Genomic DNA, 26882 nt, shown 5'->3' with positions numbered 1-26882 from the left:
CGGTGTGGCTCAGGCCCGGTGCGGCTCAGGCCCGGTTCGGCTCGGGCTCGGCCCGGTGCGGCTCAGGCCAGCTCGGCGAGGAACGGCAGCAGCGCGTCGGCGGTGGCCTGCGGGTGGTCGGCCATCGGGTAGTGGCCGGCGTCCTCGATCATCACCTTGCGGGCGCGCAGCGCGGCGGCCTGCCGGTCGGCGACCAGCTCCGGCTTGGGGAAGTCGGGGTCCTTGCTGCCCATGACGACCAGCGCCGGGCACCGCACGGCGGCGGTCCAGCCGACGGGCGCGGAGTCCCCGTGGACCTGGCCGCGGGTGGCGGCCTTGCGGCCGGGCGTGCGCATCGCGGCGACCAGCCCGTCCACGTACGCGTCGAAGTCGGCCGGCTTGGCGGTGGGGTAGGCCATCCTCCGGTGGTAGAGGCCCCAGAACGCGGGGGAGTGCACCAGCAGCGTGCCCATCACGGCGAACATCGCGCGCTGCAGGGCGTTCGGCGGCAGGTTCTCGACGAAGGCGTCCAGCAGGACGATCCCGGCGACCCGCTCGGGCGCGTCCCCGGCGGCCTTGACGACGGTGGCGCCGGTGTACGAGTTGCCGGCGAGGACGGCGCGCTCGATGCCGAGGTGGTCGAGCAGGGCGAGGACGTCGGTGGCGATCGCGGCCGGCGAGTAGTCGTCCCAGGCGATCGAGGACTCGCCGAAGCCGCGCAGGTCCATCGTGATCACCCGGTGGCCGGCGGCGATCAGCAGCGGGCGCAGGTGGCGGTAGGCGGCCCGGCTGTCGAGCATCCCGGGGAGCAGGACGACGGGGGCGCCGTCGCCCTGCTCGGTGTCGTCGTAGGCGAGCCGGCCGCCGGGGACGTCGAGGTACCGGGTGGTGGGGGCGGTGGTGCCGGGCATGGGGGCCTCCTCGGTCCGCCGGAACGGTCATCGGCGGTTGTGCCGATAGCCATAAAGCTAAGGCTAATAGCCTTAGCCGTCAAGCGGTCGACGGCAGCCGCGTCCGAGGGGTGGTCGGGAGGTGGCGTCAGACCCCCTCCACCTTGAACGGGTCGTGCTCCGCCAGCAGCTTCTCCAGGCGGGCCTGGTCCACCCGGGTGACGATCTCGTTGGTCTCCTGCTTGTCGCGGATCACCTTGGCCAGGGTGAACGAGGAGGTGACGGTGTAGAGCAGGCCGATCCCGAGGAAGGCCCGGGTCCAGCCGCCCACCGGGAGGTAGGCGATCCCGACCGCCAGGGTGCTGGCGGAGAGTGCGAAGGAGAGCACGGCCTGGACGTAGTACGCGGCCGTGGTGCGTGACTGCATCGGTGCGTTCATGGCGCCAGGATGGCCGTGCCGGCCAGGCCGCACATGAGTAGAAGTACTCAGATGGGGGGTCGTTCGTTGACGTCCAATCACGTTCGGTGGTGTCAGTAGTCGTCAGTTGTCGCCAAACGCCCCAAAACGCCCATCAGGTCACGTAGTGTCCGGACTGTATCCGGATGCCCCGGACGGATGGCTTGGAATCAGGGGCTCCTAGGATTAACGTTTGATAACGCAGCGCGGTCCGCAACGCCGTACCCAGACGGCACCGTGCGCCGTCGCCTAATCCCACCGGCCGGCCTCCGGGCAGGTCAGGGAGCCGGGGAACCACGTTCCTTGGGGTGAATCGGCCGGGCCCAGGCCCAGCCGTAGGAGACCTTCCTGCTCCGAACCCGTCAGCTAACCCGGTAGGCGCGAAGGAAGGAAAGGAGCGCGCCTCCGTGGCGTCGACGCACTCTCCGGCACACCTGCCCGGCTCCCCCGCCGGCACCCAGCTGCTCGACCACCCGTGGCCGCCCGCCCACCCCGGCGAGTACGGCGGGCCCTCCGACGAGGCCGCCCCGCAGGCCGCCGAGGCCAGCCGGCACCGGATGCCGCGTCAGACCCGCGGGACGGCGCCACTGCTCGGCGTCACCGCCGTCGCCGCCACCCTGGGCGCCACCGGCTTCGCCTCCGCGACCCCGGCCGCCGCGCCCGCCGTCGAGGCCCCCGACGAGACCCCGGTCGCCCTCAGCGCCGACCCCGGCCTCGCGCTCGCCGCCCGGATCCAGCAGCAGGCCGACAGCCAGCGCACCGCCGCCGAGGAGACCGCCCGGCTCCAGGCCGCCAAGGAGGCCGAGACCAAGCGCGCCGCCCAGCAGCAGGAGGCCAAGCGGGCCGCCGAGGAGGCCGAGAAGGCCAAGCTCGCCGCCATCAACCTGCCGGTGCGCGACTACAACCTCTCCGCCCACTACGGCCAGAGCGCCTCGTACTGGGCCCACCTGCACACCGGCCTGGACTTCGCCGCGGACACCGGCACCCCGGTCTACGCGGTCGGCCAGGGCACCGTCACCTCGGCCGGCTGGGCCGGCTCCTACGGCTACCGGATCGTCGAGACGCTGCCCGACGGCACCGAGATCTGGTACTGCCACCTCTCCTCGATCATCAAGGGCTCCGGCAAGGTCGTCCCCGGCCAGCAGCTCGGCAAGGTCGGCGCCACCGGCAACGTCACCGGCCCGCACCTGCACCTGGAGGTCCGCCCCGGCGGCGGCGCCCCGGTCGACCCGGAGACCTGGTTCGAGCAGCGCGGCATCACCCCCTGACGCACCGCACCCCCTGACGCACCGCGAGGAGAGGGCGCCCCGGCCGGGGCGCCCTCCCGCGTCTCACTCCGCCGGCAGCTGCGCCAGGTACGCGTCGATCTCCTCCTGACCCGGCTCCGGCGCGAGGTCCGGGAACTCCGCCACCAGCAGCCGCGGCAGCCCCGGCACCGTCCACTCGCCGAACAGGTCCAGCGCCGCCTCGACCGCCGCCTCCTCGAACGCCCCGAAGTCCCCGGCCAGCTCGTCCGGCATCGGGCGCCCCAGCGCCGTCAGCTCCGCCAGATTGCGGTAGCTGCGCCGCATCAGGCCCTGCTCCAGCAGCCGCCGCGCACCGTCCGTCGCCATCCCGACCGAGAGCACCCGGGTCGCGCCCCAGCCCTCCTCGTCCGCCTCGTCCAGCCACCCGGCCGGCGCCAGCGCCTCGAACGCGGCCCGCCGGTCCTCCTCCGCGAGCTCCCGGAACGCCGCCAGCCACTCCCGCACCGCCGCCTCGTCGGCGAGGTCCACGTCGTGCGCGCACAGCAGCACCGCGTACAGCCGGGGCCAGGTCACCAGGTCGGCCCGGCGCAGCAGCCCGGCCGCCACCTCGCCCTGCCACTCGGCCTCCGCGTGCAGCCGCTCCTGCCGCTTGGCGTTGAGCCGCTTCGACGCCCGCTGGTGGTCGATCAGCAGCCGTACCGCCTCTCCGTACGCCAGCGGGTCCTGCTCCGGCGCGGGCTGGACGTACAGGTGGAGCCGCTCGTACAGCAGCTGCTCCACGGCATCCGAGGTCAGCTCCGGCCAGCCGTCGTGCATCCTGCTCTCGCCCAGCTCCAGCAGCGCCAGCACCGCCCGCAGCGGGGACTCGGCCACCGGCGCGCGGCCCTCGGCCTCCGCCCAGGCGAGCAGGTCGGCGGCCTTGGTGCGCGGGGCGAGCCGCAGGTCTTCTTCTTCCATGTCACGTACGGTAACCGGAAAGCCCCGGGTAGGGTCGGCAGACATGGTCCCCGTCCGACTCACCGGCCCCCGCCTGGCCATCCGCGAGTTCCACCACACGCCGGGCGACATCGACGCGCTGCACGCGATCTTCGGCGACCCGGAGGCCACCCGCTACCTGCCCTTCGAGCCGCGCGACCGCGAGGACTGCGCCGACCAGATCGAGCAGTACCTGGAGGAGGCCCTCCAGGACGAACGGACGGTCTACCGGCTCGCCGTCACCCGGCACGCCGACGCGGCCGACCCGGCCGACGCCACCCCGATCGGCAACGCCGCCCTCACCCTCGGCAGCCACCGCTCCGCCTGCCTCGGCTACGCGCTGCGCCCCGACGCCTGGGGCAACGGCTACGCGGGCGAGATCACCGGGCTGCTCTGCGCGTTCGCGTTCGGGCCGCTCGGCCTGCACCGGCTGGCCGCCCGGGTGGACGTGGCCAACGACGCCTCCGCCCGAGTGCTCACCCGGGCCGGCTTCCAGCAGGAGGGCCGGGTGCGCCACCACGTGTACCTGCGCGGCGCCTGGCACGACTCCTTCCAGTACTCCCTGCTCGCCGACGAGTGGCCGCCGCTGCTCGCCGACGAGTGGCCGCCGCGCCGAGCACGGGGGACGACCGGGGGTTAACCCCACCCCCGCCTCGCCGGGGAGCCGGATGTCCGCCCGGCCCGCCGTTTGACATGGTTGAGCCATCAGCCCGACCGGCACCGCCGCAGACCCGAGGACCGAGGCCCAGGCCATGAGCACCAGCGAGAGCATGCAGCGCAGCGAGTACGACCGGTACGAGGGCGTCCGCCGCACCCAGGAGCCGCCGTACGCCTGGCGGGCCCCGTTCTCCTCCTACTTCTACCGGGAGCTGGGCTTCGCCCTCGGCGGCCTGCCCGTCGCCCTCATCGGTTTCACCTTCGCCGTCACCGTGTTCTGCTTCGGCCTCGGCACCTTCCTCACCGTCCTCGGCCTCCCGGTCCTGGCCGGGCTGACCAGCGGCGCGCGCGGCCTCGGCCGGCTGGAGCGGGCCCGGACCCGCTCCATGCTGGCGCTCGACGTGCCCGGACCGGCGCCGGTGCGGGTGGTGCGCCCCGGGGCCTGGGGCGCGATCACCGCGCGGCTGGCGGACGCCGCCGGCTGGAAGGCCGTGCTCTACCAGGTGGGGATGCTCCCGTGGGCGGTGCTGAGCTTCGCGGTGTCGCTGGTCTTCCTGGTGATCGGCTGGTCGCTCGCGCTCTACCCGGTCTACCACTGGGTCTTCCCGACCTACACCGAGTGGCCCGGCTACCGGCTCTTCGACTTCTGGGACAGCCACGGGGTCGAGCACGTCTACTACGTCCAGTCGCCGCTGCAGATCGCCGGGGTCTCGCTGATCGGGCTGTTCTTCGTCTTCCTCACCCCGCAGCTGGTGCGCGGCCTGACCAACGTCAACCGCCTCGCCGTCCGGGGCCTGCTCGGCCGCTGAGCCGGGCCCGGATCCCGGATCCCGGATCCCGGTCCTTGCTCCCGGATCCTTGCCGGGGCCGCGACCGGGAGGCAGGCCCCGGCCCTTCGGCCCGCTGCCCCGCACCGGCCCCGCCCGCGCCCGGACACTCCGGATGCGGGCGGGGCCGGCCCGTGTTCGCATGGCCGAATGAGCGCCCGCGCCACCCCTGGCGACCCCGGCCCGGCGGCCGGAGTCCTCGTCACCTCACGCCCGCTGGACGAGTACTGCGGCCTCTTCGGCCTGACCCGCGCCCAGCTCGCAGCCCTCCCCGGGCCGCTGCTCGACTGCCCCGGCGGCGCGGCCGGCCTCGCCGCCGAGGCACGCGAACTCGGCTGCCACGTGATCGCCACCGACCCGGCGTACGCCCGGCCCGTCCCCGAGATCGAGGCCCGCGCGACGGCCGCCCGGGCATCGATGGCCGCCGCACTGGAGGCCCGCCCCGACCTGTACCCCGCGCCGTACTTCCACCCGTCCGGCCGCTACCTGCGCAGCTGGGACCGGGCCCGCCGGCTGTTCACCGCCGACACCGCCGCCCACCCGCAGCAGTACGTCGCCGCCGCGCTGCCCCGGCTGCCGTTCGCCGACGGCACCTTCGCCCTCACCCTCAGCGGGTATCTGATCTTCGCCTACCCGGAGCTGTTCGGCCCCGAGCGGCAGGTGGCCGCGCTGACCGAGCTGGTCCGGGTGACCGCCCCCGACGGCGAGGTCCGGGTCCACCCGCTGTGCGACGGCGCCGGCCGCCACTGCCCCCACCTCGACGGGCTGCGGCACGCCCTCGGCGAGCGCCGGATCGCCAGCGAGGTCCGCCGCCTCCCGGCCGGCGGCGCGGGCCGCCCGGGGCGCGTGCTCGTCCTCCGGGCCGCCGACCACCGCCGCCGGGCCGGCGTCAGGTAGTGGTCACTGCGGCGGTTCGGCAGGCTGCGGAGCTTCGGCCGGGCCGGTCGGCTGCGGCTCGTCGGCCGGGCCGGCCTGCTGCGGGATGACCCCCGTCGCCTCCAGCCGGGACAGTATCTTCTCCGCCAGCCAGCTCCGGTCCGAGCCGTACGGGATGCCGTCCGGCGCCACCAGCTGCCCGGCCACCGCCCCGCGCAGCTGCTGCGCCTCGGCGGCCGACAGCCGGGAGAGCAGGCCGCGGGCGGCCAGCAGCGCGTTGTACTGCTCGAAACCCGAGCGCGGGTGCTCGATCGCCTCCAGCACGCTGGGCAGGTCGGCCAGCGCCGGATCGCCCTGCATCAGCGCCAGCGCCTGGATCCGCCGGCCCTCGGAGCCGTCCGCGAACAGCTCGCGCACCTGGTTCGCGGTGAGCGCCGAACGCCGTGCCGTCGAGCGGACCTCGGCCACCACGGTCGCCGGACCGGCCGCCGTGCCCGGCGGCACTCGGCGGGCCGGCTCGTCGGCACGGTCGGCGCTGCCGCCGAGCAGGCCCAGGTGCTGCATCGCCCGCACCCGCAGGTCGTCCGCGCCCACCTTGTCGCCCCGGCGGTCGCGGTCCTGCCCGGCCAGGAAGAGGTCCAGCGCCTGGTCCGCGTCGGAGAGCACCTGCGGCAGCGTCAGCCTGGTCACCAGCCATCCGGCCAGAAAACCGGACACCAGGAAGTAGAGGACCAGCGCCGCCGAGAACGGCACCGCGCCCTCGTCCCCGCCCAGCGCGGGAGCCAGCGCCGTACCGAGCTGGTGCAGCCGCTCACCGAGCGAACCGAGCTGGGTCAGCCCGACGCCCAGCAGCACCTTGGTCAGCCAGTCCGAGACCTGCTCCAGATTGGTGTTCGGCGCGTACGAGCCGTGCGGCTCGGCGCCGGGGCCGCCGGCGCCACTGCGCACCCGTGGCACCCCGAACAGGAACCCCAGCGCACCGCCCAGCACCACCGACGCCCCGGCCACCACCAGGCCGCCGCCCAGCGCCTGCCAGACGTGCTCGCGGCCGAGCGAGAACAGCAGCAGCCCGAGCACCCCCACCCCGGGCAGCACCCCGGCCGCCCCCCGCTGCGCCGCGCGTCCGGCCGCCCCGCCCCCGGCCCGCCGGGTCGTCCCCGCCATCGCGTACCCCCTGTGCCCGTCCCGCTACGGAATCCGGGCCGACTCTAGCGCCGGAGCCGGGCGGCCGAAACGCCCCGGACCGGCCCCGGAAACGCAGACAGCCCGTGGGCTGCTCCTCCGCGCCGGCCCTGTGAGGGGCCTGGCGCCGAGGCACCGGGGATGTTCCGGTGAGCCCACGGGCCGGGTGACTGCTTGGGATTTCGCCTGCCGGAGGCCTAGGACCTCGCCCTACGCAGGCAGGGGCGGCTCTAGCGAGCAGCCACCTCACACATCCTGACGGTACTCAACCAGGATCACCTCCTTTCAGTGTGCCGCCACTGTAGGCAGCTCCCCGGAAGGAGGGCAACGGATTATTCGCGCTATTCGCGCTATTCGCGGAAGGCCCCGGACAGCAGAGGGTGGACATCAGGGGGGCGGACATGCGAAAGGCCCGGAGGACGGATCCTCCGGGCCTTTCGTGCTACTGAGTAGCGGGGACAGGATTTGAACCTGCGACCTCTGGGTTATGAGCCCAGCGAGCTACCGAGCTGCTCCACCCCGCGTCGGTGAACACAACAATACGGGGAAGTCGCCCGGATGGGAAATCGCTTCTTCAGCGGCCCCGCTCCGGGCCCTTCGCCCGGCGGGCGGCATGGCGTGCGGTGCGGGCCCGGGCCCAGGCGGCGAAGCAGATCAGGGCGGCGAAGCAGGGCACCATCAGCACCGCGTAGACCAGCAGGAACCCGTGGGTGCCGAGGTCGGCGGCGGCGTTCCAGGTGCCGTGCAGGGTCATCGCGAGCAGCAGCCCGGCGGGCGCGGCCAGGCGGGCCAGCCAGCGGCGGCCGGTGGTGAGGGTGACGGCCAGGCCCAGTCCGGTGAGCGCGGTGAACAGCGGGTGGGCGAACGGGGAGAGCAGGCCGCGCAGGACGAAGGTCTGCACCGTGCCGTCGAAGTCCCGCAGGCTGGGCGAGGCGCCCAGGCCGATGCTGTCCAGCCGCTGCTGCTGGTCGTCGGTGAAGGCGCGCCCCAGGTAGAGCGCGTTCTCGGTGAAGGCGAAGCCGCAGGCGGTGATCCCGCCGAGGACCACCCCGGCGGCCAGCGTCCGTGGCCGCGCACGGGCGCGCGGGCGGTCGTGGGTCAGCGGGTAGGGGCGCAGGTACGGCAGCGGGCGCAGGTAGGGGCGCAGCCGTCCGCGGGCGTGCGGGAGGGCGGGCCGCCGGTCGTACGGGCGGGGCGGCCGGGGGCCGGGGAGCGGGCGCAGGACGGTCGCGCAGGGGCGGTCGGCGCGGTGGCCGCGACATCGGAGCCGCTGGCCGAGCGGGAGCAGCAGGACCAGCAGCGCGGCGCCCTTGGCGCTCTCCTCGATCACCGGGGTGACCAGGTCGGCGCCCAGCATCTCGCCGAGGCTGCCCTGGTGGGCGGTCAGGTAGGTGCTGGTCCAGCCGTTGGCGAGGATGGCGGCGGTGGTCGCCGCGAAGGCGCCCCAGCCGAGGCAGAACACGGTGTGCCGCAGCGGCACCCGGGCGGTCTGGTTGAGCCAGGCGAGGCCACCGAGGACGAAGGGCAACGGGACCATCGCGAGGCCGAGGCCGACCAGCAGCCCGGTGGTCCCGGTCTGGCGGCGGACGAGGTGCAGGATCAGCACGCCGCAGCCGGCCAGGGTGAGGACGGCGGTCGCGGTCACCGAGGAGAGCGCGACCGAGCGGGCGGGGCGCGGCAGCCGGGGCAGCGCGGCCGGCGCCGGTACGGGCACGGGGACGGGCGGCCAGGGCACGGTCCGGTGGGCCCGGCGCCTCCGGGGCCCCGGGATGGCGCGGGTGCCGGCGGTGCGCGTGGGCATCGCTCGGTCGTCTTCGGCGGCCCGGACGGTGGCCCGGAACCCGCCGCCGGACGGGCTGCTCACCCGGCACAGGGTAGGCCAAGGCACCGGCCCTACGGGAGGACTCGGGACGAATCCCCCCGTCCGGGCCGGGCCGGATCACGTTCCACGGGCACCGCGGGGCCGCCGGGTCGAACGCCCGGCGGCGGTTCAGCGGCGGCGGAACAGCAGGTCGTGCACCACGTGGCCCTTGGCGATGCCGGCCCGTTCGAACTTGGTGACCGGCCGCCAGTCCGGCCGCGGCGCATACCCGGGGACGCTGCCGTCCGGGTGGTCCGCGGGCTCCAGCCAGCCGGTGCCGTCACCCTCGGGGTGCAGGTTCTCCAGCTCGGGCGAGGCCGTGAGCACCTCCAGCATCTGCTCGGCGTACGGCTCCCAGTCGGTGGCGCAGTGCACCAGGGCGCCGGGGGCCAGCCGGGGCAGCACCAGCTCCAGGAAGGACGGCTGGACCAGCCGGCGCTTGTGGTGCTTGGGCTTGGGCCACGGGTCGGCGAAGTAGACCCGCAGGCCGGCCAGGGAGGCGTCCGGGAGCATGTCGCGGAGCAGGATCACGGCGTCGCCGGCGGCGAGCCGCACGTTCTGCGAGCCGTCGCGCTCCAGCATGCCGAGCAGGTTGCCGTGGCCGGGGGTGTGGACGTCGGCGGCGAGGATGGCCGTCGCCGGGTCGGCGGCGGCCATCGCGGCGGTGGTCTCGCCCATGCCGAAGCCGATCTCCAGGGTGACCGGGAGGCCGTCGAAGAGCTGGCGCAGGTCGAGCGGGCTGCCGTCGATCGCGATGCCGTACTTCTCCCAGCCCCGGTCCAGCGCGCCCGCCTGGGCGTTGGTCATCCGGCCCCGGCGCGGCTGGAAGCTGCGGATCCGCCGCTCACTGTGCTGGGCCTCGGTGGCCCGGTGCGGGTACATCGGCGCGGGGTAGCCGGCCGGCGCGGCGGAGAGCCGGGCGGACGGCGATTGCTGGGGGATCGGGGCGGTGGCAGTCACAATCACCCGAGTCTACGGGGCCGCCGGGTACGGGCCGCAGGGCCTGTGACGCACGTGACGCGGGGCCCTCGCACCGGCTCACCCGCCCGCCTCCAGCGCGGCCAGCGCCCGGCGGGCCACCTCGCGGCCGATCGGCAGGGAGGCGGTGGCCGCCGGGGAGGGCGCGTTCAGCACGTGCACCAGGCGGCGGGTGGAGCGCGGGTCGTCCGGGTCGAAGCCGGCGAAGGCGAAGTCGTCGAGCAGCGCGCCGTCCCGGGTCACCGCCTGGGCGCGTACCCCGGCGGTGGCCGGTACCAGGTCCTCGGAGGTGACGGCCGGCAGCAGCCGTCGGACGGCGGTGGTGAACGCCCGCTTGGAGAGCGAGCGGTGCAGCTCGCCGAGCTCGTACCGCCAGTGCCGGCGGGCGATCTGCCAGGTGCCGGGGAAGGCGAGCGTGCCGGCCAGGTCGCGCGGGCGGACGGTGCGCCAGTCGTAGCCCTCGCGGGCGAGCGCGGGCACCGCGTTCGGGCCGACGTGCACGTCGCCGTGGATGCCCCGGGTCAGGTGCACGCCGAGGAAGGGGAACGCCGGGTCGGGCACCGGGTAGACCAGGCCGCGCACCAGCTCCCGGCGGTCCTTGGCGAGCTCGTAGTACTCGCCGCGGAACGGCACGATCCGCACGCCGGGGTCGTCGCCGGCCAGCCGGGCGATCCGGTCGCTGTGCAGGCCCGCGCAGTTCACCAGCACCTGGCAGCGCAGCTCCCCGGCGGAGGTCTGCACCGTCACCCCGTCGGCCCGGCGGGCGACGGCCCGCAGCTCGGTGCCGGTCCGCAGCTCCGCGCCGGCCTCGCGGGCCAGCCGGGCGTAGGTGCCGGCCACGGCGGGGAAGTCGCAGATGCCGGTGGTGCCGATGTGCAGCCCGGCGATGCCGGTGATCTCCGGCTCGTACCCGGCGATGCCGGCGCGGTCGAGCTCGGCGACCGGGATGCCGTTCTCCCGGCCGCGCTCGGCCAGCGCCTGCAGTCGCGGCAGCTCGGCCGGGTCGGTGGCGACGATCAGCTTGCCGGTCACCTCGTACGGGATGTCGTGGGTACGGCAGAACCCGACCATCTCGGCGGCACCCGCGACGGCGTAGCGGGCCTTGAGAGAGCCCGGCCGGTAGTAGACGCCGCTGTGGATGACCCCGCTGTTGCGGCCGGTCTGGTGGGCCGCGAAACCGGTCTCCTTCTCCAGCACCGCCAGTCGCAGCCCCGGCCGCTCCCGGGTCAGCGCGTACGCAGTGGAGAGCCCGACGATCCCCCCGCCCACCACCAGCACGTCGACGTCGTACGCCACCGCTCGCTCCTCGCTCCGCCCGGCCCGCCCTCCTCGCCCGCCGTCGGGCAGGAGGGGCCCCGCCCGCCGATGCTGCCACGGCGGGCGGAGCCGGTCGAGGGGGCCTCAGCGGCCCGTAGGCTCCAGCCACGGCCAGGTCGCGTCCCGCCCCGATTCCAACAGCGGGACCAGCCGGAACGCGGCGTCGCTCAGCCCGCCGAAGGTGTGCCGGTTCGCCGCGCCGCTCGGGCCGTGGCCGGGGGCGTAGCCGGCCAGGTTCCACGTGTAGACGGGCACCTCGGCCGGGACGGCGGCCAGCGGGTCGCCGTTCCAGTGGCCGGGGCCGGTCTGCTCGTCGGTGACGATGACGACCCGGTCGTGGCCGCGGTAGTGGGTGCGGACGGCCTCCGCGGTGGCGGTGCCGCCGAGGTTGCCGAAGCGCTCCAGGACGCGCAGCACCGCCTCGCCCCTGCCCACCTCGACGACCCGGCTGGTGGAGCCGAACTCGACCAGGTCCGCGTCGGCGGCCCGGACCTTCAGGGCCGTTCCGAAGATCGCCGCCGAGTCGGCCCGGTTGAGCTGGGTCTGCGCGCTCGGCCGGTCGAACATCGAGCCCGAGCGGTCGACCAGGATCAGTGTCCGGCCGGGCAGCGAGGGCACGTTGGCGAGCGAGTGGGAGAGCGCGGTCTCCAGCGCGTGCCCCCAGCGCAGCGACGGCGCGTGCCGGTACGCGGCGAGGTAGCGGAACGGGAACTGGCGGGAGCGGTGCACCTCGTCCTGGTCACTGATCCGCCGTGCGACCTCGGCCGCGACCTCGTCCGAGACGCCGGCCTGGTCGAAGTTGCGCAGGTTGCGCACCAGCGCCATCGGGCCCATGGACGGGATGACCGCCTCCCAGACGGCCGCGTCCAGCGGCCCCTGCAGCCAGCCCGCCAGCGCCTCCCAGGTGAGCCCGGCCGCGGCCAGCCGCTCGGCGCCGCCCTCGGCGGTCACCGCTGCCCGTCGCTCCTCGACGGGCAGCGCGAGCAGCTCGCGGTTGGCGGTGAGCAGCCCGTCGGACGCGGGCGGGGCGGCCTCGTCCGGCCGGTGCCGGCGGTCCAGCGCGTAGCGGAACAGCTCGCCCTGCCACGGCTTGGAGGGCTCGGGCGAGGGGTGGGTCAGCTCCAGCACGTCGCCGAAGCGGTAACCCTTGGACGCGGTGTCGTACTTGAGCAGGGAGCGGCCGTGGTAGAGCCGCCGGACGGCGTCCGCGATGCCGCGCTTGAGCGGCTTCGGCAGCGCGCGGCCGTAGCGGGACGTCCAGTAGGCGAGCAGCTCGCCGGGCTCGTCCGCGCGCTGGAGGGCGGCATCGACGGCCTGCCGGGAGAAGCCGGGTGCCTTGGCGTCCAGCCGGGCACGGGTGAACTCGGCGGCGCCGACCAGTGCGGCCGTGCGCAGGTGGGCGCCGGACCGGAGCCAGCGCAGCAGGCCGAGGGTCCACTCCGGGTCGGCGACGGCGAGTTCGCGCACCAGGGCGGTGTAGCGGTCGTCGCGGGCTCCGCCCTTCTCGTAGAAGGTGTCCTGGCCCACGAGGTTGGCCACCGCCAGCAGGAAGAGTTCGGACTTGGCGTCGCGCAGGAATCCGGTGCCGCCGTTGTGGTTGACGGTGCGCTGCCCGGTGGTGGTCACGGGCGAGCTCGGACTCGGCTTGGCTGTACGGACGTTGAAACGCGACATGGTGATATCCCCCTGCTGACTGGTGGAACGCGCAGGAGGCATGGCGAAGGAAGGGGTGCCCGAGATCGTGCCGGCCCGGCGGCCGGCGTCGGCGGAGGTGTATGCCTTGTGCTCTACCGGATTGAGCTAGCGGCCGTGCTCGCGCACGGCACGCCCGGGATTTGAACCCGGAACCGCAAGATCCGAAGTAACCCCCGCCTGCGCACCGGGCACCCCCGGCGCTCTGCCTCCCGAGATCAATGGTGGCGGCGGTGTTGTGCGGGCTCGAACCGCAGCGTCGTACCGACGCCTCACCAGGAAGTAACCGCTGCCGACGCACCGGGAGGTGCGGAAAACCTATTCAGGAATGTGGTGTCCAGAGATCGAGGACGGCTGGGGTGACGTTTAGCTGCTCTACCGGCTGAGCTACACCGGCCCGAAGGCCGATGACGGGACTCGAACCCGCGACACACTCCATTGGAAGGGAAGTAACCCCGGCCTGCGCACCTGGACGAGAGAGACCATAGCCAGGCCTCTCCCGCCCGTGCATCCGAATTACCGCCGTGCGCCGCTACGCCGGGGCGACGATCACCGTGCGCGCCCGTTCCGTCAACTCCCGTACCCGGCGCTCACCCTGGAACGGTTCGAGGCGGCGGAGCATCTCCACCACGTACTCGCGGCTGCGCTGGGAGGAGATCCGGCCGGCCACCTCGACGGCGCGTTCGCCGGCCGCGACCGCCGCGTCCAGGTTGCCGGCCTCGGCCTCGGCCATCGCGGAGACGACCAGCCGCAGCCCGTGCGAGCGGACGTAGCCCTCGGTGGGCCGGGCCAGTGCCTCGCGGGTGAACTGGCGGACCTTGGAGGGCACTCCGAGGTCGCGGAAGCATTCGGCGGCGTCGGCGGCGAGCCGGTCGTAGGCGTAGAAGTCGATCCATGCCGGATCGGGATCCCCAGCGCGAGCCCGTTCGAGTGCGCTCTCCGCCGCGCCGAGCGCCGTCGCGCACGCCGCCGCATTGCGGGCCTTGGCCTGGGCCCGTGCCTCGACCAGGTGGAAGAAGCTCATGGTGCGGGTGGTGGCCAGCCCCCGGTTGCGCTCCAGTGCGGCCTGGGCGAGGTCGACCGCCTCCTCGGCGAAGCCCCGGTAGCCGGCCTGCAGGCTCATCGAGGCCAGCACGTAGCCGCCGAGGGGCACGTCGGCGGCGGCCCTGGCCAGCCGCAGCGCCTGGATGTAGTAGCGCTGGGCGGCCTCGTGCTGGCCGGTGTCGAACGCCATCCACCCGGCCAGCCGCGTGAGTTCGGCGGTCGCGCCGAACAGCGCCCGGCCGACCGCGTCGCTGTACGAGGCGAGCAGCAGCGGCGCCGCCTCCACCCGCAGGCACTCCGGGACCATCGAGGAACGCCAGTCCCCGCCGCCGTACTTGGAGTCCCAGCGGCGGGCCTCCTGGGCGGCCTCGCGGAGCTTGGCGGCGTCCGAGTGGCCGACCCGGTACGAGCTCGCGTCGGCGGGCGTGCGCGGCGCCTCGCGGGCCACCGAGCCGTCCGCCGGGGTGATCAGCCAGCGGGAGACGGGAGTTGCGTACGCGGCGACCGAGAAGGTGCCGGCCAGGCTGTCGCTCCAGCGGCCGCCGCCGGGGCCGCGCCGCAGGTCGAGGTCGACCCGCCAGAGGTCGGTGGCCGAGCGGACCGCCTCGGAGACCTCGCGCGGGAAGGCCAGGCCGAGTTCGGGTGCCGGGTCGGTGTCGCCGAGGCCGATCTCCTCCAGCGGCACCGGCCGGCCGAGCTTGCCGCCGATCGCGGTGGCGATCAGGTGCGGGACGGGGCCCTGCGGGACCATGCCCTTGCTGACCCAGCGGGCCACCGAGGTCTTGTCGTAGCGCAGTGTCAGTCCGCGTTGGGCGCCGAGGTCGTTGACCCGGCGGGCCAGGCCGGCGTTGCTGATCTGCGCGAGGGTCAGGAGCGTGCCGAGCCGTTCGTTCGGTCCTCGTGGGCTGACGGTCATGGTGGCGGCGGCACCTCCTGCGGCCTTGTGCGCGGGGCCCGGGCGGCACCGGGCCGTAGCTGCTGTACCTAGAGTAGTCGGACGCGTTCCGAGGGTTAAGAGGCCGCATTCCGGATGGCGGGATCGCGCACCCGGTGGCGGCCGGCGGGTGGTCCGGCGGGGTTGGTCCGGACCGTCCGGAACCGGCCGCGGGTGGTGGGTCCGGCCGCGCGCCGGAGCGTTGTGCTCCGGTCCCGTGTCGATGTGCGCCCGGCCGTGCCCCCTGGCCCGACCGGCTGGTCGGCGATTCGCTGGTGGTCGTGGGTCGGCCCGCCGTCGAGGACCCGGCGGGCCGGGGGATGCCGCCGTCTCAATCCCCGCGGACGGTGGCGGAGTCCGGGAGGGCATGCGGATGCCCTCCCGGGCCGAACGACGCCTTTCGGCCATCCTGCGATGGCCATGACAAGGCGGCCGTGAGGGCGGTCCGGGCCATGGAGGGGGAGGCCCGGCCCGCCCGGCGGGAGCCGCGGAGCCGCTCGGCATGGCAAGCGGAGCGGCCCGGCAGTGCAGCCGGGTGCAGCCCGGCGCCACGAAATCGGAAACGCCAACTCCGGTCACGGGACGGCGAACCGGTGGCACGATGTCTCCTGACGGCGCGCCGGATCCATTGCGGGCAGCCGCCGCGGCGCGCCATGGGCTGGCAAGGGGCTGCCCGGCGGCGGACGCGCCGCACGGCGGCAGGTCCTCGTCCGGTGGAGGCGCGATGCGGTGGCTGACGGGCTGGAGCACGGGCGCGCCCCGGGCGGGCGCCCCGGCGCACGAGGCGCCCGATGCGGTGGCACCGATTGCCGCGCGCCCCCTCTGGACCGGCCCCAATCCGCTCTGGGCGGTCGGCGACTGGCGGCCCGGGGAGATCCGCCTCGTCACCCTCCGCCCCGGCGTCCGCGCCACGGTCACCACCGGTCCGGCCGGCCCCGACCCCGTCGAGGACACCCCCGCCACCACCCGGCTCGCCGTCCTCGGCCACTGCGGCGCCTCCGACGCCGAACTGGCCGCCGGCCTCGCCGCCGCCCGCGGCGGCGCCGTCCGCCACCTCACCTCCTGGCCCGGCAGCTACACCGTCGTGCTGCGCACCGGCACCCGGTCCACCGTGCTGCTCACCGATCTCGCCGGCGCCCAGCCCGTCTTCCACACCCCCTGGGCCGGTGGCACCGCGTACGCGACGGCCGCCCTCCCGCTGGCCGACCTGGTCGGCGCGCCCCTCGACACCGGCCACCTCGCCGCCCGGCTCGCCTGCCCCGAGTCCCCGGAGGCGCTCGGCACCGGCACCCCGTACCTCGGCGTCCGGCAGGTGCCGCCCGGCCACGCGCTGGCGATCCGCGGCGGCCACCCCTACCTCTCGGCGTACGACGAACCCGCCGGCGCGGCGCAGCAGCGCGGCGAGGCGCCGGCCGTCCGCGAACTCACCCGTGCCCTGCTGGAGTCGGTCCGCTCGCGGGTCCGTACCCCCGCGCCCGGCTCCGGCTCCGGCCCCGGCTCCGGGCGCGGGAGCGGGGACGGCGGCCGGGCCCGGCTGGGCGTCGACCTCTCGTACGGGACGGCGTCCGCCACCGTCGCCCTGCTCGCCGCCGCCGTGCCGCTCGCCCCGGTGCCGGGTGCGGGCATCCCCGCCCACGGGGCACCGCTGGTCCGGGGAGCGCAGACCGGCGAGGGCGCCCGGAGCGGGGCCGTGAAGGGCTCCTGGGCCCGCCCGTCCGCCCGGACACCGTCCGCCCCCGAGCAACTGGCCGCCGTCACCCTCGGCGAGACCGAGACGCCGGCCACCCTCGCGCTCGCCCCTGATCTGCCCCGGCTGCGGCACACCGTGCTCGCCCCCGGCCCCGGCACCCTCCCGTACGCGGACCTGCGGGCCGACCCGCAGGCCGGCCGGCTCACCGACGAACCGGGCCCCGAACTGGTGGCCGCCGCCCGGGCCGAGGCCCGCTTCGACGCCGGCGGCACCGACCATCTGACCGGCTACGGCGCCCGCCAGGTCCTCGACGGGCACCCGGCCCGGCTCGCCGATCTGGTCCGGGCCGGGCGCCCGCGCGAACTGCTGCCCCCGGTGGCCGCGCTGGCCGGCGCCGACCGCGCCGCCGTCGGCGTCCTGGCCGGTGCGCTGCGAACCCCGCTCACCGTGGTCCGGGCCGCCCACCGGCTCTCGCGGATCCGCTACGCCGAGGCGCTCGACGACGCCGCGGTGAAGCTGACACTCCGGCACGTCCCGGACGGTGGCGGGACGGCCGGCGCGCGTTCGGCGGACGACCTGGCCTGGTGCGTCCCCGGTCCGGCGGCCCGCTGGCTCTCCGACGAGGCGCTCTCCGCGGTCGCCCTGCGGCTGCGGCTGGCGGCGCGCGAACCGGCGCCCGCCGAACTGCCCGGCGCGCGCCGGGCCCGGCACGCCCTGCACCGATACGCGCGCGGGTTCCGCACGCTGGTGCACGTCGCCGAGCAGCCCGGCCAGCGGCTGCACGCGCCGTTCCTGGACAACCAGGTGGTCCGCGCGGCCCGCCTGCTGCCCGACGACGTCCGGCTCCAGCCCGGCGCCCGGCCCGCCCTGCTGCACGCCGTGCTCACCGGCGCCGGCCGCACCGACCTGCCGTCCGACTGGGGCCGCAGCCCCCGCCCCGACCGCACCGCCCCCGCCCGGGCCGGCCTGCGGCTCGCCGCGGACGGTCTCGCCGAACTGTTCGACGCCCCGCTGCTCGCCGAGGCGGGCCTGATCGACCTCCCCGCCGTCCGCGCCGGCCTGGCCCGCTCCGCCGACCCGTCCGCCCCGCTGCCGCCCGGCACCCTGGCGGGCCTCGCCGAACTGGTCGCCACCGAGCTCTGGCTGCGCCGCGTCCGTGCCCGCCGCCACGGTGCCTGCTGGACCGGCCTCCCCCTCGCCCAGCGCACCGCGCTCGCCCCGGCCCGCTTCGCCTGACTACCCCGGCTCGCCTCGCCCGACCCGCAGGAGCACGGCGGGGCGCGGGCCCGTTGTGAAGGCCCGGCTGTGAAGGCCCGGCGCGGCTCGCCCGTCCGGATGGGCGGTGCGGGCAATCATGGCGCCATCCCGTCCCGTCCGTCCCGCAACCGTGGAGGCCGTGGTGACCAGCGCCAGCCCGGATCCGTCCGTTCCCGTCGTCCTGTCGGTGCTCGGCCGGCCGCCGACGGGTCGCCCGCCCGGGGTGCTGGCGGCGTGCGACGGTTCGGACGGCTCGCTCTGGGCGCTGGACCGGGCGATGACCGAGGCGGAGCGGTTCGGCCTGCCGCTGTACGTGCTCGCGGTGGTCAACCCGGCACCGGCCGGGTACCCGCCGGGGATGGCCGAACTGGTGCAGGAGAGCGTCGAGACGCTGGTCGAGAGCATGGCGGACGGCCTGCGCCGCTCGGTGGCCGCCGTGCAGCGGGCCCGGATCCGGCGGTACGAGGGGGAGCTGTCGCTGCACGTGGTGCTCGGCAACGTGATCGAGGTGCTGCTCGCCGCCTCGGCCCGGCAGCACACGCTGGTGCTCGGCACCCGCGGCAACGGCGGCTACGCCCGGCTGCTGCTGGGCTCGGTCAGCTCGGCGGCGGTCCACCACGCGATCTGCCCGGTCCTGGTCGTCCCCGCACCGCCGAACCCCTGACCGCCCCGGTGGGGATCGGCCTGCCGGGAATGTCCCGAGATGGTTCATCGTTCACCTATCTCGCAACCGATCCTCCCCACCCCTGGAGAACCTCCGTCATGAAGGTCGAGATCTACTCCGACATCGCCTGCCCCTGGTGCTACATAGGCAAGCGCCGCTTCGAGGAGGCGCTCGACGGCTTCGCGGGCAAGGAGGACGTCGAGGTGGTCTACCGGCCGTACCAGCTGGTGCCGGACGCGCCGGCCACGGCGAGCCCGCACCGCGCCTGGCTGGCCGAGCGCTACGGCCCGCAGTCCGTCGCGATGGACGCCCGGGTGACCGAGCTGGGCCGTGCCGAGGGCATCACCTACGACTTCGACGCCGCGCTGCACGCCAACACCTTCCTCGGCCACCGGTTGCTCCACCTCGCCGAGACCGAGTACGGCGCGGCCGTCCAGGGCCGGCTGAAGGAGGCGCTGCTCAAGGCGCACTTCACCGACGGTGTGGACGTCGGCGACCGCGCGGCGCTCGCCGAGGTCGCCGTCGCGGCCGGCCTGGACCGCGACCGGGTGGCGTCCTACCTGGCGGGCGACGAGGGCACCGCCGAGGTCCGCGCGCAGCTGGCCGAGGCCCGCGAGCTGGGCATCACCGCCGTGCCGACCTTCGTCTTCGAGGGCAAGTGGGCGGTCCAGGGCGGCCAGGAGGCCGAGACCTTCCGCAAGGTGCTGGAGCAGGTCGCCACCGAGATCGGCGAGCGGCGTCCGGCGCCGGTGCAGGTCGCCCCGGCAGGCGAGGCCTGCGCGGACGGCTCCTGCGCGATCTGACCGGCCCGCAGCCCACCGCGGGCGCCGGCTGTCCGAAAGAGCACCACGAGCAAGCCCCCCGAGGCCCGCTTCACCGCGTCAGACGCACCTGAAGCGGGCCTCGGCCCAGTCCGCCGCGTTCAGCAGCGACCAGACGCCGTGTGCCGGGGTGACCACCAGCCGGATCGACTGCTGCCCGTCCAACGGCACGTGCACCGGCACCGCGTCGTCCCCCGTGGCCAGGACAGGCGACTTCCAGAGCGTGCGACCGTCGCCGCCCTGCACGGAGAAGATCACGCCGCCGGGCGAGGCGGTGATGTCGTCCACCCCGGCCAGCGCGTCGAAGGACGTGCAGCTGCGGTTGAGGTCGATCTGCGTACTGGCGGGCGCGTGCACGGTGATGCCGTGCGCGTGCCGGGTGCCGCCGATCGAGACGCTGTCGCGCTGCCAGAACCAGTCGCTGCCCTTCTGCCGGATGCTCGGGCCCGGCGTCGGCACCCGGTTGTTGCCGGGCTTGTGCACCGGCAGGTCGTCGGCCCAGAAGTCGGTCGGGGCCGGCGGTGTCGGTTTCGGCGGTGTCGGTTTCGGCGGGGTCGGCACCGGCGGGAGCGTCGGGGTGGGCACCACGGGCACGTCCGGCGTGGGCACCGGCGGCACGACCGGCGTCGGCACCTCCGGGACGGGGGGCTTCGGCGGCTGGGGCTTCGGCGTCGGTGCGGTGGTCGGTGTGGGCGTCGGCGACGGCGGGCGCGGGGCCGGCGCGGGTGGCGGCGGCACGGCCTTGGCCGCCGGGCTCGGCGGGGCCTTCGGGGACGGCGTGGCGGACGGGCTCGGCGCAGGCTCCTCCGTCGACGCCGGCGCGGCGCTGCTCGGGGCCGGGCGCGGCGGCGCTGGTGGGGCCGGCGGCGGCGCGGGCACAGCGGGGGATGAGGCCGGGGGAGCGGCCAGCGGGGGCTTCGGTTCGGTCCCGCCGGTCAGCGCGTACGCGGCGACGGCGGCCGCGGCCACCGCGACGGCGGCGGCGATCCCGGCCTTGGCCGCGGCGCCCAGCCCCTCACCGACCGCCGCACCGACGGCCCCGCTCCCGGAACCCGCCGTACCACCGGCGGCCCCGCCGGCCGTCGCGCCGGCCGTCGCACCTCCCGTGGCCGCCGACGTGGCCGCCGCCGTTCCGGCCGCCGCACCGCCGACCGCCGCCGCCCCGCCCACGGCGGCCGCGGCGGCGCTGAAGCCACCCACACCGACCCAGACCAGCACACCGCCGGGTAGCAGCACGCGCAGACCGTGGTTGATCTCGGACAGTTCCAGGCAGGCGGCCGTGCACCGGTCGCACTCCTTCAGATGCCGGCCGACCTCGGCCGACGCCCGCTTGCGCAGCGAGCCGCGCGCGTACGCGCCGAGCCGGTTGGCGTACGCCTCGCAGGCCCGGTCCTGGCTGCCCGAGACGTGGGCCTGGAGGAACCCCGCGGCCAGCCGGTCACGCGCCCGGTGCGCCTGGACGGCGGTGGCGTTGGCGGTCTTGCCGAGCATCACCGCGACGGTCTTCGGGGACTCCCGCTCGACCTCGGTGTGCCAGAGCACCACCCGGTCGTCCTCGGGCAGTTCGGCGTAGGCCTGCATCACCATGCGCTGGTCGGCCATCGCCATCGCCCAGGCGTCGGCCCCCGGGTCGGCCAGGTCGAGGTCGACGGTGGCGGCCGAGGTCTGCGCGAACGCGCCGAAGTCGTCGACGAGTTGCTCGCGCCGCTCGCTGCGGGTCCAGGCGGCGGCGACGTTGCGCACCGCGGTCAGCAGGTAGGCGCGGACGGCGAACTCCGGCCCCTTGCCCGCCTTGAGCGCCTGAAGGGTCCGGGCGAACACCTCGCCAGCGAGGTCCTCGGCGGTGAAGCTGTCCCGGCAGCAGGTCCGCGCGTAGCGGCGCACCGAGTCGGCGTGCCGGCGGTAGATCTCCTCGTACGCGGCGTCGTCGCCCGCCCGGACGAGGGCGGTCAACTCGGCGTCGGAGGGCGGGCGCTCGCCGTCCACCGGGTCGGCGGGGGCGGGTACGGTCGGGCGGGCGGGGACGCCGTCGCCGACGAAGGCCTCGGGGGCGACACCGCCCCGGCCGGCCGGGGCCTGGCCGGGGACGCGGGTGGGCGGGAGCGCGGCGGCGGACGCGGAGAGCGATTCGCGGCTGGGCATGCCGGCCTGGTCCGGCACCTGTCCGGGATTCCCGGGATTCCCCTGGGCCCCCTGGTGTCCGCTCCCTTGGTGTCCTGCCCCCTGGCGTCCGGACCGCTGGTGCCCCGGATGCGACGGCCCGGTCCGCCCCGGCAGGGCGCCGGGCGTGTGCCCCGACGCGTGACCGGGCGAACCGACGCTCGGACCGTCAGCCGCGCTCTGCGGCCCGCCCGTGCCGGACCGGCCGAAGTCGAGGCCGTAGCCGTAGTCGTTCTGTTCCTCGGCGCTCACAACGGACCCCAGATTCCACGACAGCCCCCGTAGTGTGGCAGGGCGCGCGGGAGTGCGTGGGCGCACGATTCCCCGTCGTACGGCGCCGAGTGCGCACGAACGGCGCGCATCGGGACATTGGCTCCAACCACGGGCAAAGGATGGCATAGCGCAGAGTTGGGCGGTAGCCGGACCGCCGTGACCCACTCTTCCGAGGGGCCGTCGCGGATGTGTTCGGCCCCGGCCCGGCGCCGGGGAAAACGGCGGCCGAACGGGGCGCGCGCCCCAATCGCGCGCGCCGGTCCGACGCCCAACTCACCCGCCCGAAAGGGGCGTACGCCCTCCGCACGCCTGAGCTCAGCGCGCCCGCAGGCCGTCCAGCAGGATCTGCAGCAGCCTGTCGGCCGGGCCCTCGGCAAGCTGACCGCCCGTCTGCCGGGCACCCGTCGCGGGTGAACCGCCCTCCGGGGCCGCCGCCGAGGCGTGCGCAGGCTCTCCCGCCACCGCGCGCGTGGCGTGCACCGGCACCGAGGCGGTCAGCACCAGCACCACGTCCGCCACCGTCACCCCGGGGCGCAGCTCGCCCGCCGCACCCGCCCGGGCCACCAGCGCGGCCAGCAGCTGCAGCAGCAGCCGCGGGTCCGCATCGGCCGGCGCCGGCTCCCCGACGCCCTGCTGCGCCCCGGCAGCGGCCGGTCCGGTGCCGTGCGCTCGTGCGCCGGATGGCTCGAACCGGCCCCCGAGGAGCCCGCCCGCCCCCGCCGGATCGCCGAAACGCTGCCCGGGCACCCGGCCCAGCTCCTCCGCGTACCGGAAGGCCTCCGGCGGCAGCAGCCGCCCGGCACCCGTGGACACCGCCCGCGCCAGATAACCGGCCAGCGACTCCCAGGCGCCCCCGCCGCCGTACAGCGACTCGCGCGCCTGGGTGGTCAGCCAGGCCACCTCCTCGGCGGCGATCCGCTGGACCAGCACCTCCTTGCTCGGGAAGCGCCGGTACACGGTGCCGACCCCGACCCCGGCCCGGCGCGCGACCTCCTCCATCGGGGCGCCGTAGCCGAACTCGCCGAACACCTCGCGGGCCGCACGCAGCACGCTCTCCAGATTCCGCCGGGCGTCCACCCGCAGCCGGGCCCCGGGCGCGGGCCCGCCACCGCCCCGCGGCGGCTCGGCCCGGTACGGCACCCCGGCGTACGCCATCCCGGCCTGCGCCGGAAGGTCCGCGGGGCCGCGCTGCTCCGGCACTACACCCTGGACGGCACGCGGTGCGTCCCGCCCCAACAGTCGATCCTGCTCCATCATCCCAACTCTCCCCCGCAGGCGCCCGATCCCGGACCCTGTCGTCGCCCGCCCCTGCACCCCCCGGTGCAGCTCCGTCTGTTGTCAGAAATGACCCGATGACCCATCGCTCGTGCCGGTCGTGCCGCTCGCTCTGCCCAGGTGGTGCCCGACCACGATCGCCGGACGCACATGTCCGACCGCATACGCATGAAGACCACACGTTCGAGGCCTCGCCCGGGACTACCCTTCCCCGGATCACGCTCCCGCAGTCGGGTTGCTCCCGCCAACGCTGGAACTGGCCGTAATGGCCGCTCCACGGTGCGTCGCCGCCGGTTGACATGGCGATGGCCGCTCCGACACGCAATCCGACCATAGTTCACGGCCATTGAAAGCCGAAAGTGCGTCAGAAACTCGCCCCGGCAGCACATCCGGCCCCACCTGTCCACTCCCGCCCCAACTGCCTCGGTACGGACTGTGGACAAGAGGGCCCCCGACGGTCCTTCATGGAGGGCGTGGTGGGGGGTGCCCCGGCCGACGGGGCCGGGGGAAAGGTCACTTCGGCAGGAGGTGCGCTATCAGGATCCTGATCGTCGGGGGCGGCTGCGCCGGGATGTCCGCCGCGCTGCATCTCCAGCGCGGCCTGCGCGAGCGGCTACGCCGCGGCGACGTGGAGATCACCGTGGTCGAACCGCAGTCCTACCTGACCTACCACCCGCTGCTCGCCGAGGTCGCGGCCGGTTCGATCGATCCCCGCCACGTCGTCGTCCCGCTGCGCCGCGCGCTGCCGGACTGCCGCGTCCTCACCGCCCGGATCACCCGGATCGAGCACGCCACCCGCCGCGCCTGGGCCGACGCCGCCGGGCACGGCGAACCACCCGCCCCCGTCGAGCTGGACTACGACGTCCTGGTGGTGGCCCCCGGCTCGGTCTCCCGGACGGCGCCCGTCCCCGGCCTGGCCGAACACGGCCTCGGCTTCTCCACCGTCGGCGAGGCGGTGAGCCTGCGCAACCACGTCCTGGAGCAGCTCGACCTCGCCTCCGCCACCCGCGACCCGGCCCTGCGCCAGGCCGCACTCACCTTCGTCTTCGTCGGCGCGGGCTACGCCGGCGTCGGCGCGCTCGCCGAGCTGGAGGACATGGCCCGGCACGCGGTCCGCGGCTACCACAACATCAGCCCCGAGGACCTGCGCTGGGTGCTGGTCGAGGCCTCCGACCGGATCCTGGCCGAGGAGTCCCCCGAACTGGCCGCGCACACCCTGGCCCAGCTGCGCGAGCGCAGCGTCGACGTCCGGCTGCACACCACCCTGGAGTCGGCCGCCGGGCGGGTCATGGCGCTCTCCGACGGCAGCCGCTTCGCCGCCCGCACCCTCGTCTGGACGGCCGGGGTGCGCCCGTCCCCGCTGCTGCGCGACACCGACCTTCCGCTGGACACCTCCGGCCGGATCCGCTGCCTGGCCACCCTGCAGGCCGTCGGCCCGGACGGCCGGGCGCTGCCCGGGGTCTGGGCCGCGGGGGACGGCGCCGCCGTACCCGACCCGCACGCCGACGGGGCGCCCTGCGCGCCCAACGCCCAGCACGCCTTCGCCCAGGCCGAGCTGCTCGCCGCCAACGTGCTCGTCGCGCTGGAGGGCGGCCCACGGGCGGCGGGCATCACCGAGTACCGGCCGGACCGCGCGGCCTGCTCCACCTCGCTCGGCCTGCGCCGCGCCGTCGCGCACACCCGGCGCGGTGGTCGGCTGACCGGCCGGCGGGCCTGGTGGCTGCACCGGGCCCGGCACCTGCGCCGGCTGCCGAGCACCGACCGGCGGGTGCGGGTTCTGATGGACTGGCTGCTGGGCGGTGTGTTCTCCCGCGAGGTGGTCTCGCTGGGGGCGGTCGAGCACCCGCGAGCGGAGTTCGAGGCGGGGTTCGGTCCGGGCTCCGGGCCCGGCTCCGGGCCGAGGTCCGGGCCCGGTTGTGACTGACATGACGGCCGCGCCGTGCGCGCGCGACTTCCGGAATCGGGCCTTCGCCTGACAGGATCTGCCCAACCGAGTCATTACCCCGTGTGCCAGTGCGCATACAAAAAGTGATGATATGCCTGGAAACCGAGGAAGCGGCCGTCGTTTGAATCTCATGCGCTGGAGCGCCCGGCTCACCGGAGTCCCTTGGCGTGCCGCCCCGCCCACCGGGAGCGGCACCGACCAGGGCGCGCCGTCCGGCGACGTCGTGGTCCCCAGCCCACGCGACCCCACCAGCCTCGTCAGCCCGACCGAGGTGCTCGACCCGCAGCGCCCCCAGGACCTGCGCGAGGTGCTGAACCGCATCCCCGCCCCGGTCGCCGTCACCTACGGCCCGCTGCACCAGCTCGGCTACGCCAACCGCGCCTACCGCGAACTCTTCGGCGACCGCCCCACTGGCCTGCCCGCCTGCGACGCCCTGCCCGAACTCGGCACCATGGGCGTCCTGCCCCTGATGGACCAGGTCATCCGCGGCGGCCGCCCGCGCAGCGTCAAGGCCCGCTGCATCCTCGGCCTCACTGGCAACCGCTACTACAACGTCTCCTGCGTCCCGCTCAGCCGCCAGGAACACCGCACGGACCTCGGCGAGGCCGACGAGCCGAAGGAGACGCCGCCCGCCGGCGTCCTCATCTTCGCCGCCGAGGTCACCGACCAGGTCCTCGCCGCCGCCCGCCTCCGCGAGGCCGAACGCCGGCAGCGCGAGGCCGCCGTCACCCTCCAGCGCAGCCTGCTCCCGCAGAAGCTCGACCAGCCGGCGGACCTCCGGGTCGCGGCCACCTATCAGCCGGGCGGCGCCGAGGCCGCGGTCGGCGGCGACTGGTACGACGTCATCGCCATCGATGGCGGCCGGACCGCACTGGTCATCGGCGACGTCATGGGCCGCGGACTGCGCGCCGCCGCCGTCATGGGCCAGCTCAGGACGGCCGTCCGCGCCTACGCCCGCCTCGACCTGCCCCCGCACGAGGTGATGAGCCTGCTCGACGGCCTCGCCATGGAGATCGACGCCAACCAGATCGCCACCTGCGCCTACGCCGTCTGGGACCCGCAGCGCCGCACCCTCACCTACGCCTCCGCCGGCCACCTCCCCATGCTGCTGCGCTGCCCCGACGGCACCGTCCTGCGCGGAGAGGAACAGAACGGCCCGCCGCTCGGCACCGGCGGCGGCGTCCACGTCTCGCACACCCTGCGCCTGCTCCCCGGCACCACCGGCGTCCTCTATACGGACGGCCTGGTGGAGCGCAGGGACGAGGACATCGACCAGGGCCTCGACCTGCTCGCCCGCACCCTCACCGGTGCGGTCGGCGCCCCCGAGGTCATCTGCGCCCGCCTGCTCCGGGCGATGGGCGTGACCGCGGAGCACGACGACGACGTCGCGGTGCTCGCCTTCCAGCTGCCGGCCGAGGAGCACCCTCCGGAGCTGGAGCCCCGGCAGGAGCTGCAGGAAGGGCCGGGGTCGGGGGTTGACCCGAGCCCTCAAGAGGTCTAGTGTTCTTCGAGCTGCCTGGCAGGGAGCACCGGACACGCATCGGCGCGGACGGTCCCGGGGCAGCCAATCCCTAGAAACATCACTTCCCGGTTCGGGCTGGGTCGCGTCTTGCCTTTTTCGGCAACGCGGCTCGGGTCTTATTTGGTGTGCCCGTTTATATGGATTGCGGCCGGATTCGCTTTCTGAAGCGGGGATGGGCTAGAGTTTGAAACGTCGGACGGGGCGTCAAGCCGCAGAAGACAGCAGCGAGTTGGATGAACGAAGCGCCGGAAACGGAGCGGAAAACATCTGGTAAGCTGGAAACACGAAAGAACGAAGCGCCCGGAGGGCCCGCTGGAAGGCGGTCCGAAGGAAGTGTCCGTTCCTTGAGAACTCAACAG

At 75.2% G+C, this 26882-nt stretch carries 20 protein-coding genes, 1 tRNA gene and 1 riboswitch; of the genes, 9 read left to right on the top strand and 12 right to left on the bottom strand.

The window, feature by feature from the left end; translation table 11 throughout:
• Positions 1-62: 62 nt before the first annotated feature.
• Together ACZ6NC_RS22805 and ACZ6NC_RS22800 are read right to left on the bottom strand one after the other, a co-directional pair.
• Positions 63-890, bottom strand: coding sequence for an alpha/beta fold hydrolase (locus ACZ6NC_RS22805; protein ID WP_465735527.1), 828 nt, complete (start codon positions 888-890; stop codon positions 63-65).
• 127 nt (positions 891-1017) lie between these two features.
• Complete coding sequence (locus ACZ6NC_RS22800; RefSeq protein WP_465735525.1) at positions 1018-1308, bottom strand: YiaA/YiaB family inner membrane protein; 291 nt, start codon at positions 1306-1308, stop codon at positions 1018-1020.
• A 254-nt stretch (positions 1309-1562) separates the two neighbouring features.
• Positions 1563-1721: riboswitch (cyclic di-AMP (ydaO/yuaA leader) on the top strand.
• A gap of 12 nt (positions 1722-1733) precedes the next feature.
• On the opposite strand from ACZ6NC_RS22800, the gene ACZ6NC_RS22795 reads away from it, so the two are divergent.
• A complete protein-coding gene (locus ACZ6NC_RS22795; RefSeq protein WP_465735523.1) occupies positions 1734-2594 on the top strand; it encodes a M23 family metallopeptidase in 861 nt (286 codons plus the stop codon).
• A gap of 63 nt (positions 2595-2657) precedes the next feature.
• On the opposite strand, the gene ACZ6NC_RS22790 is transcribed toward ACZ6NC_RS22795, so the two are convergent.
• Positions 2658-3530: a hypothetical protein gene (locus ACZ6NC_RS22790; protein WP_465735521.1), complete on the bottom strand. Its 873-nt coding sequence runs from the start codon at positions 3528-3530 to the stop codon at positions 2658-2660.
• A 43-nt stretch (positions 3531-3573) separates the two neighbouring features.
• Between ACZ6NC_RS22790 and ACZ6NC_RS22785 the strand changes: the two genes are divergently transcribed.
• The 3 genes from ACZ6NC_RS22785 to ACZ6NC_RS22775 all read left to right on the top strand — a co-directional run bounded on the left by ACZ6NC_RS22785 (position 3574) and on the right by ACZ6NC_RS22775 (position 5929).
• Complete coding sequence (locus tag ACZ6NC_RS22785) at positions 3574-4188, top strand: GNAT family N-acetyltransferase (protein ID WP_465735519.1); 615 nt, start codon at positions 3574-3576, stop codon at positions 4186-4188.
• 112 nt (positions 4189-4300) lie between these two features.
• On the top strand, positions 4301-5014 hold the full coding sequence (locus ACZ6NC_RS22780; RefSeq protein ID WP_465735517.1) for a sensor domain-containing protein: 714 nt from the start codon (positions 4301-4303) through the stop codon (positions 5012-5014).
• Between the two features lie 168 nt (positions 5015-5182).
• Entirely contained in the window at positions 5183-5929 is a 747-nt protein-coding gene (locus ACZ6NC_RS22775; protein ID WP_465735515.1) for a class I SAM-dependent methyltransferase, read from the top strand.
• A gap of 3 nt (positions 5930-5932) precedes the next feature.
• Here the strand turns inward: ACZ6NC_RS22775 and ACZ6NC_RS22770 are convergent, their stop codons facing one another.
• From ACZ6NC_RS22770 to ACZ6NC_RS22740, 7 genes are all read right to left on the bottom strand, one after another.
• A complete protein-coding gene (locus tag ACZ6NC_RS22770) occupies positions 5933-7072 on the bottom strand; it encodes a hypothetical protein (RefSeq protein WP_465735513.1) in 1140 nt (379 codons plus the stop codon).
• Positions 7073-7540: 468 nt separating this feature from the next.
• Positions 7541-7614, bottom strand: a tRNA-Met gene (locus ACZ6NC_RS22765).
• Between the two features lie 50 nt (positions 7615-7664).
• The gene (locus ACZ6NC_RS22760) at positions 7665-8954 is read right to left on the bottom strand and encodes a PrsW family intramembrane metalloprotease (RefSeq protein ID WP_465735511.1); all 1290 of its coding nucleotides are present in this window, start codon (positions 8952-8954) and stop codon (positions 7665-7667) included.
• A 126-nt stretch (positions 8955-9080) separates the two neighbouring features.
• Positions 9081-9911: a tRNA (guanosine(46)-N7)-methyltransferase TrmB gene (gene trmB, locus ACZ6NC_RS22755; protein ID WP_465735509.1), complete on the bottom strand. Its 831-nt coding sequence runs from the start codon at positions 9909-9911 to the stop codon at positions 9081-9083.
• Positions 9912-9989: 78 nt separating this feature from the next.
• Positions 9990-11225, bottom strand: coding sequence for an L-2-hydroxyglutarate oxidase (gene lhgO / locus ACZ6NC_RS22750; RefSeq protein ID WP_465735507.1), 1236 nt, complete (start codon positions 11223-11225; stop codon positions 9990-9992).
• 105 nt (positions 11226-11330) lie between these two features.
• The gene (locus ACZ6NC_RS22745; RefSeq protein WP_465735505.1) at positions 11331-12920 is read right to left on the bottom strand and encodes a TROVE domain-containing protein; all 1590 of its coding nucleotides are present in this window, start codon (positions 12918-12920) and stop codon (positions 11331-11333) included.
• Between the two features lie 550 nt (positions 12921-13470).
• Entirely contained in the window at positions 13471-14898 is a 1428-nt protein-coding gene (locus ACZ6NC_RS22740; protein WP_465735503.1) for an MFS transporter, read from the bottom strand.
• 742 nt (positions 14899-15640) lie between these two features.
• On the opposite strand from ACZ6NC_RS22740, the gene ACZ6NC_RS22735 reads away from it, so the two are divergent.
• The 3 genes from ACZ6NC_RS22735 to ACZ6NC_RS22725 all read left to right on the top strand — a co-directional run bounded on the left by ACZ6NC_RS22735 (position 15641) and on the right by ACZ6NC_RS22725 (position 19330).
• Positions 15641-17842: an asparagine synthase-related protein gene (locus ACZ6NC_RS22735; protein WP_465735501.1), complete on the top strand. Its 2202-nt coding sequence runs from the start codon at positions 15641-15643 to the stop codon at positions 17840-17842.
• Positions 17843-18005: 163 nt separating this feature from the next.
• A complete protein-coding gene (locus tag ACZ6NC_RS22730) occupies positions 18006-18527 on the top strand; it encodes a universal stress protein (protein WP_465735499.1) in 522 nt (173 codons plus the stop codon).
• A gap of 98 nt (positions 18528-18625) precedes the next feature.
• Positions 18626-19330 carry a DsbA family oxidoreductase gene (locus ACZ6NC_RS22725; RefSeq protein WP_465735497.1) on the top strand — a complete coding sequence of 235 codons (705 nt, stop codon included), beginning with the start codon at positions 18626-18628 and terminating at the stop codon, positions 19328-19330.
• Between the two features lie 78 nt (positions 19331-19408).
• Here the strand turns inward: ACZ6NC_RS22725 and ACZ6NC_RS22720 are convergent, their stop codons facing one another.
• Together ACZ6NC_RS22720 and ACZ6NC_RS22715 are read right to left on the bottom strand one after the other, a co-directional pair.
• Positions 19409-21490, bottom strand: coding sequence for a sigma-70 family RNA polymerase sigma factor (locus tag ACZ6NC_RS22720; protein ID WP_465735495.1), 2082 nt, complete (start codon positions 21488-21490; stop codon positions 19409-19411).
• A gap of 606 nt (positions 21491-22096) precedes the next feature.
• Complete coding sequence (locus ACZ6NC_RS22715; protein ID WP_465735493.1) at positions 22097-23038, bottom strand: helix-turn-helix domain-containing protein; 942 nt, start codon at positions 23036-23038, stop codon at positions 22097-22099.
• A 553-nt stretch (positions 23039-23591) separates the two neighbouring features.
• Here ACZ6NC_RS22715 and ACZ6NC_RS22710 point away from each other — a divergent pair.
• The gene (locus tag ACZ6NC_RS22710) at positions 23592-24980 is read left to right on the top strand and encodes an NAD(P)/FAD-dependent oxidoreductase (protein WP_465735657.1); all 1389 of its coding nucleotides are present in this window, start codon (positions 23592-23594) and stop codon (positions 24978-24980) included.
• 151 nt (positions 24981-25131) lie between these two features.
• Positions 25132-26502 carry a PP2C family protein-serine/threonine phosphatase gene (locus tag ACZ6NC_RS22705; protein ID WP_465735655.1) on the top strand — a complete coding sequence of 457 codons (1371 nt, stop codon included), beginning with the start codon at positions 25132-25134 and terminating at the stop codon, positions 26500-26502.
• Positions 26503-26882: the final 380 nt, after the last annotated feature.

The organism is Kitasatospora sp. NPDC041988 (genome assembly GCF_055588525.1).
This window is presented reverse-complemented; position numbering and strand designations above follow the sequence as displayed.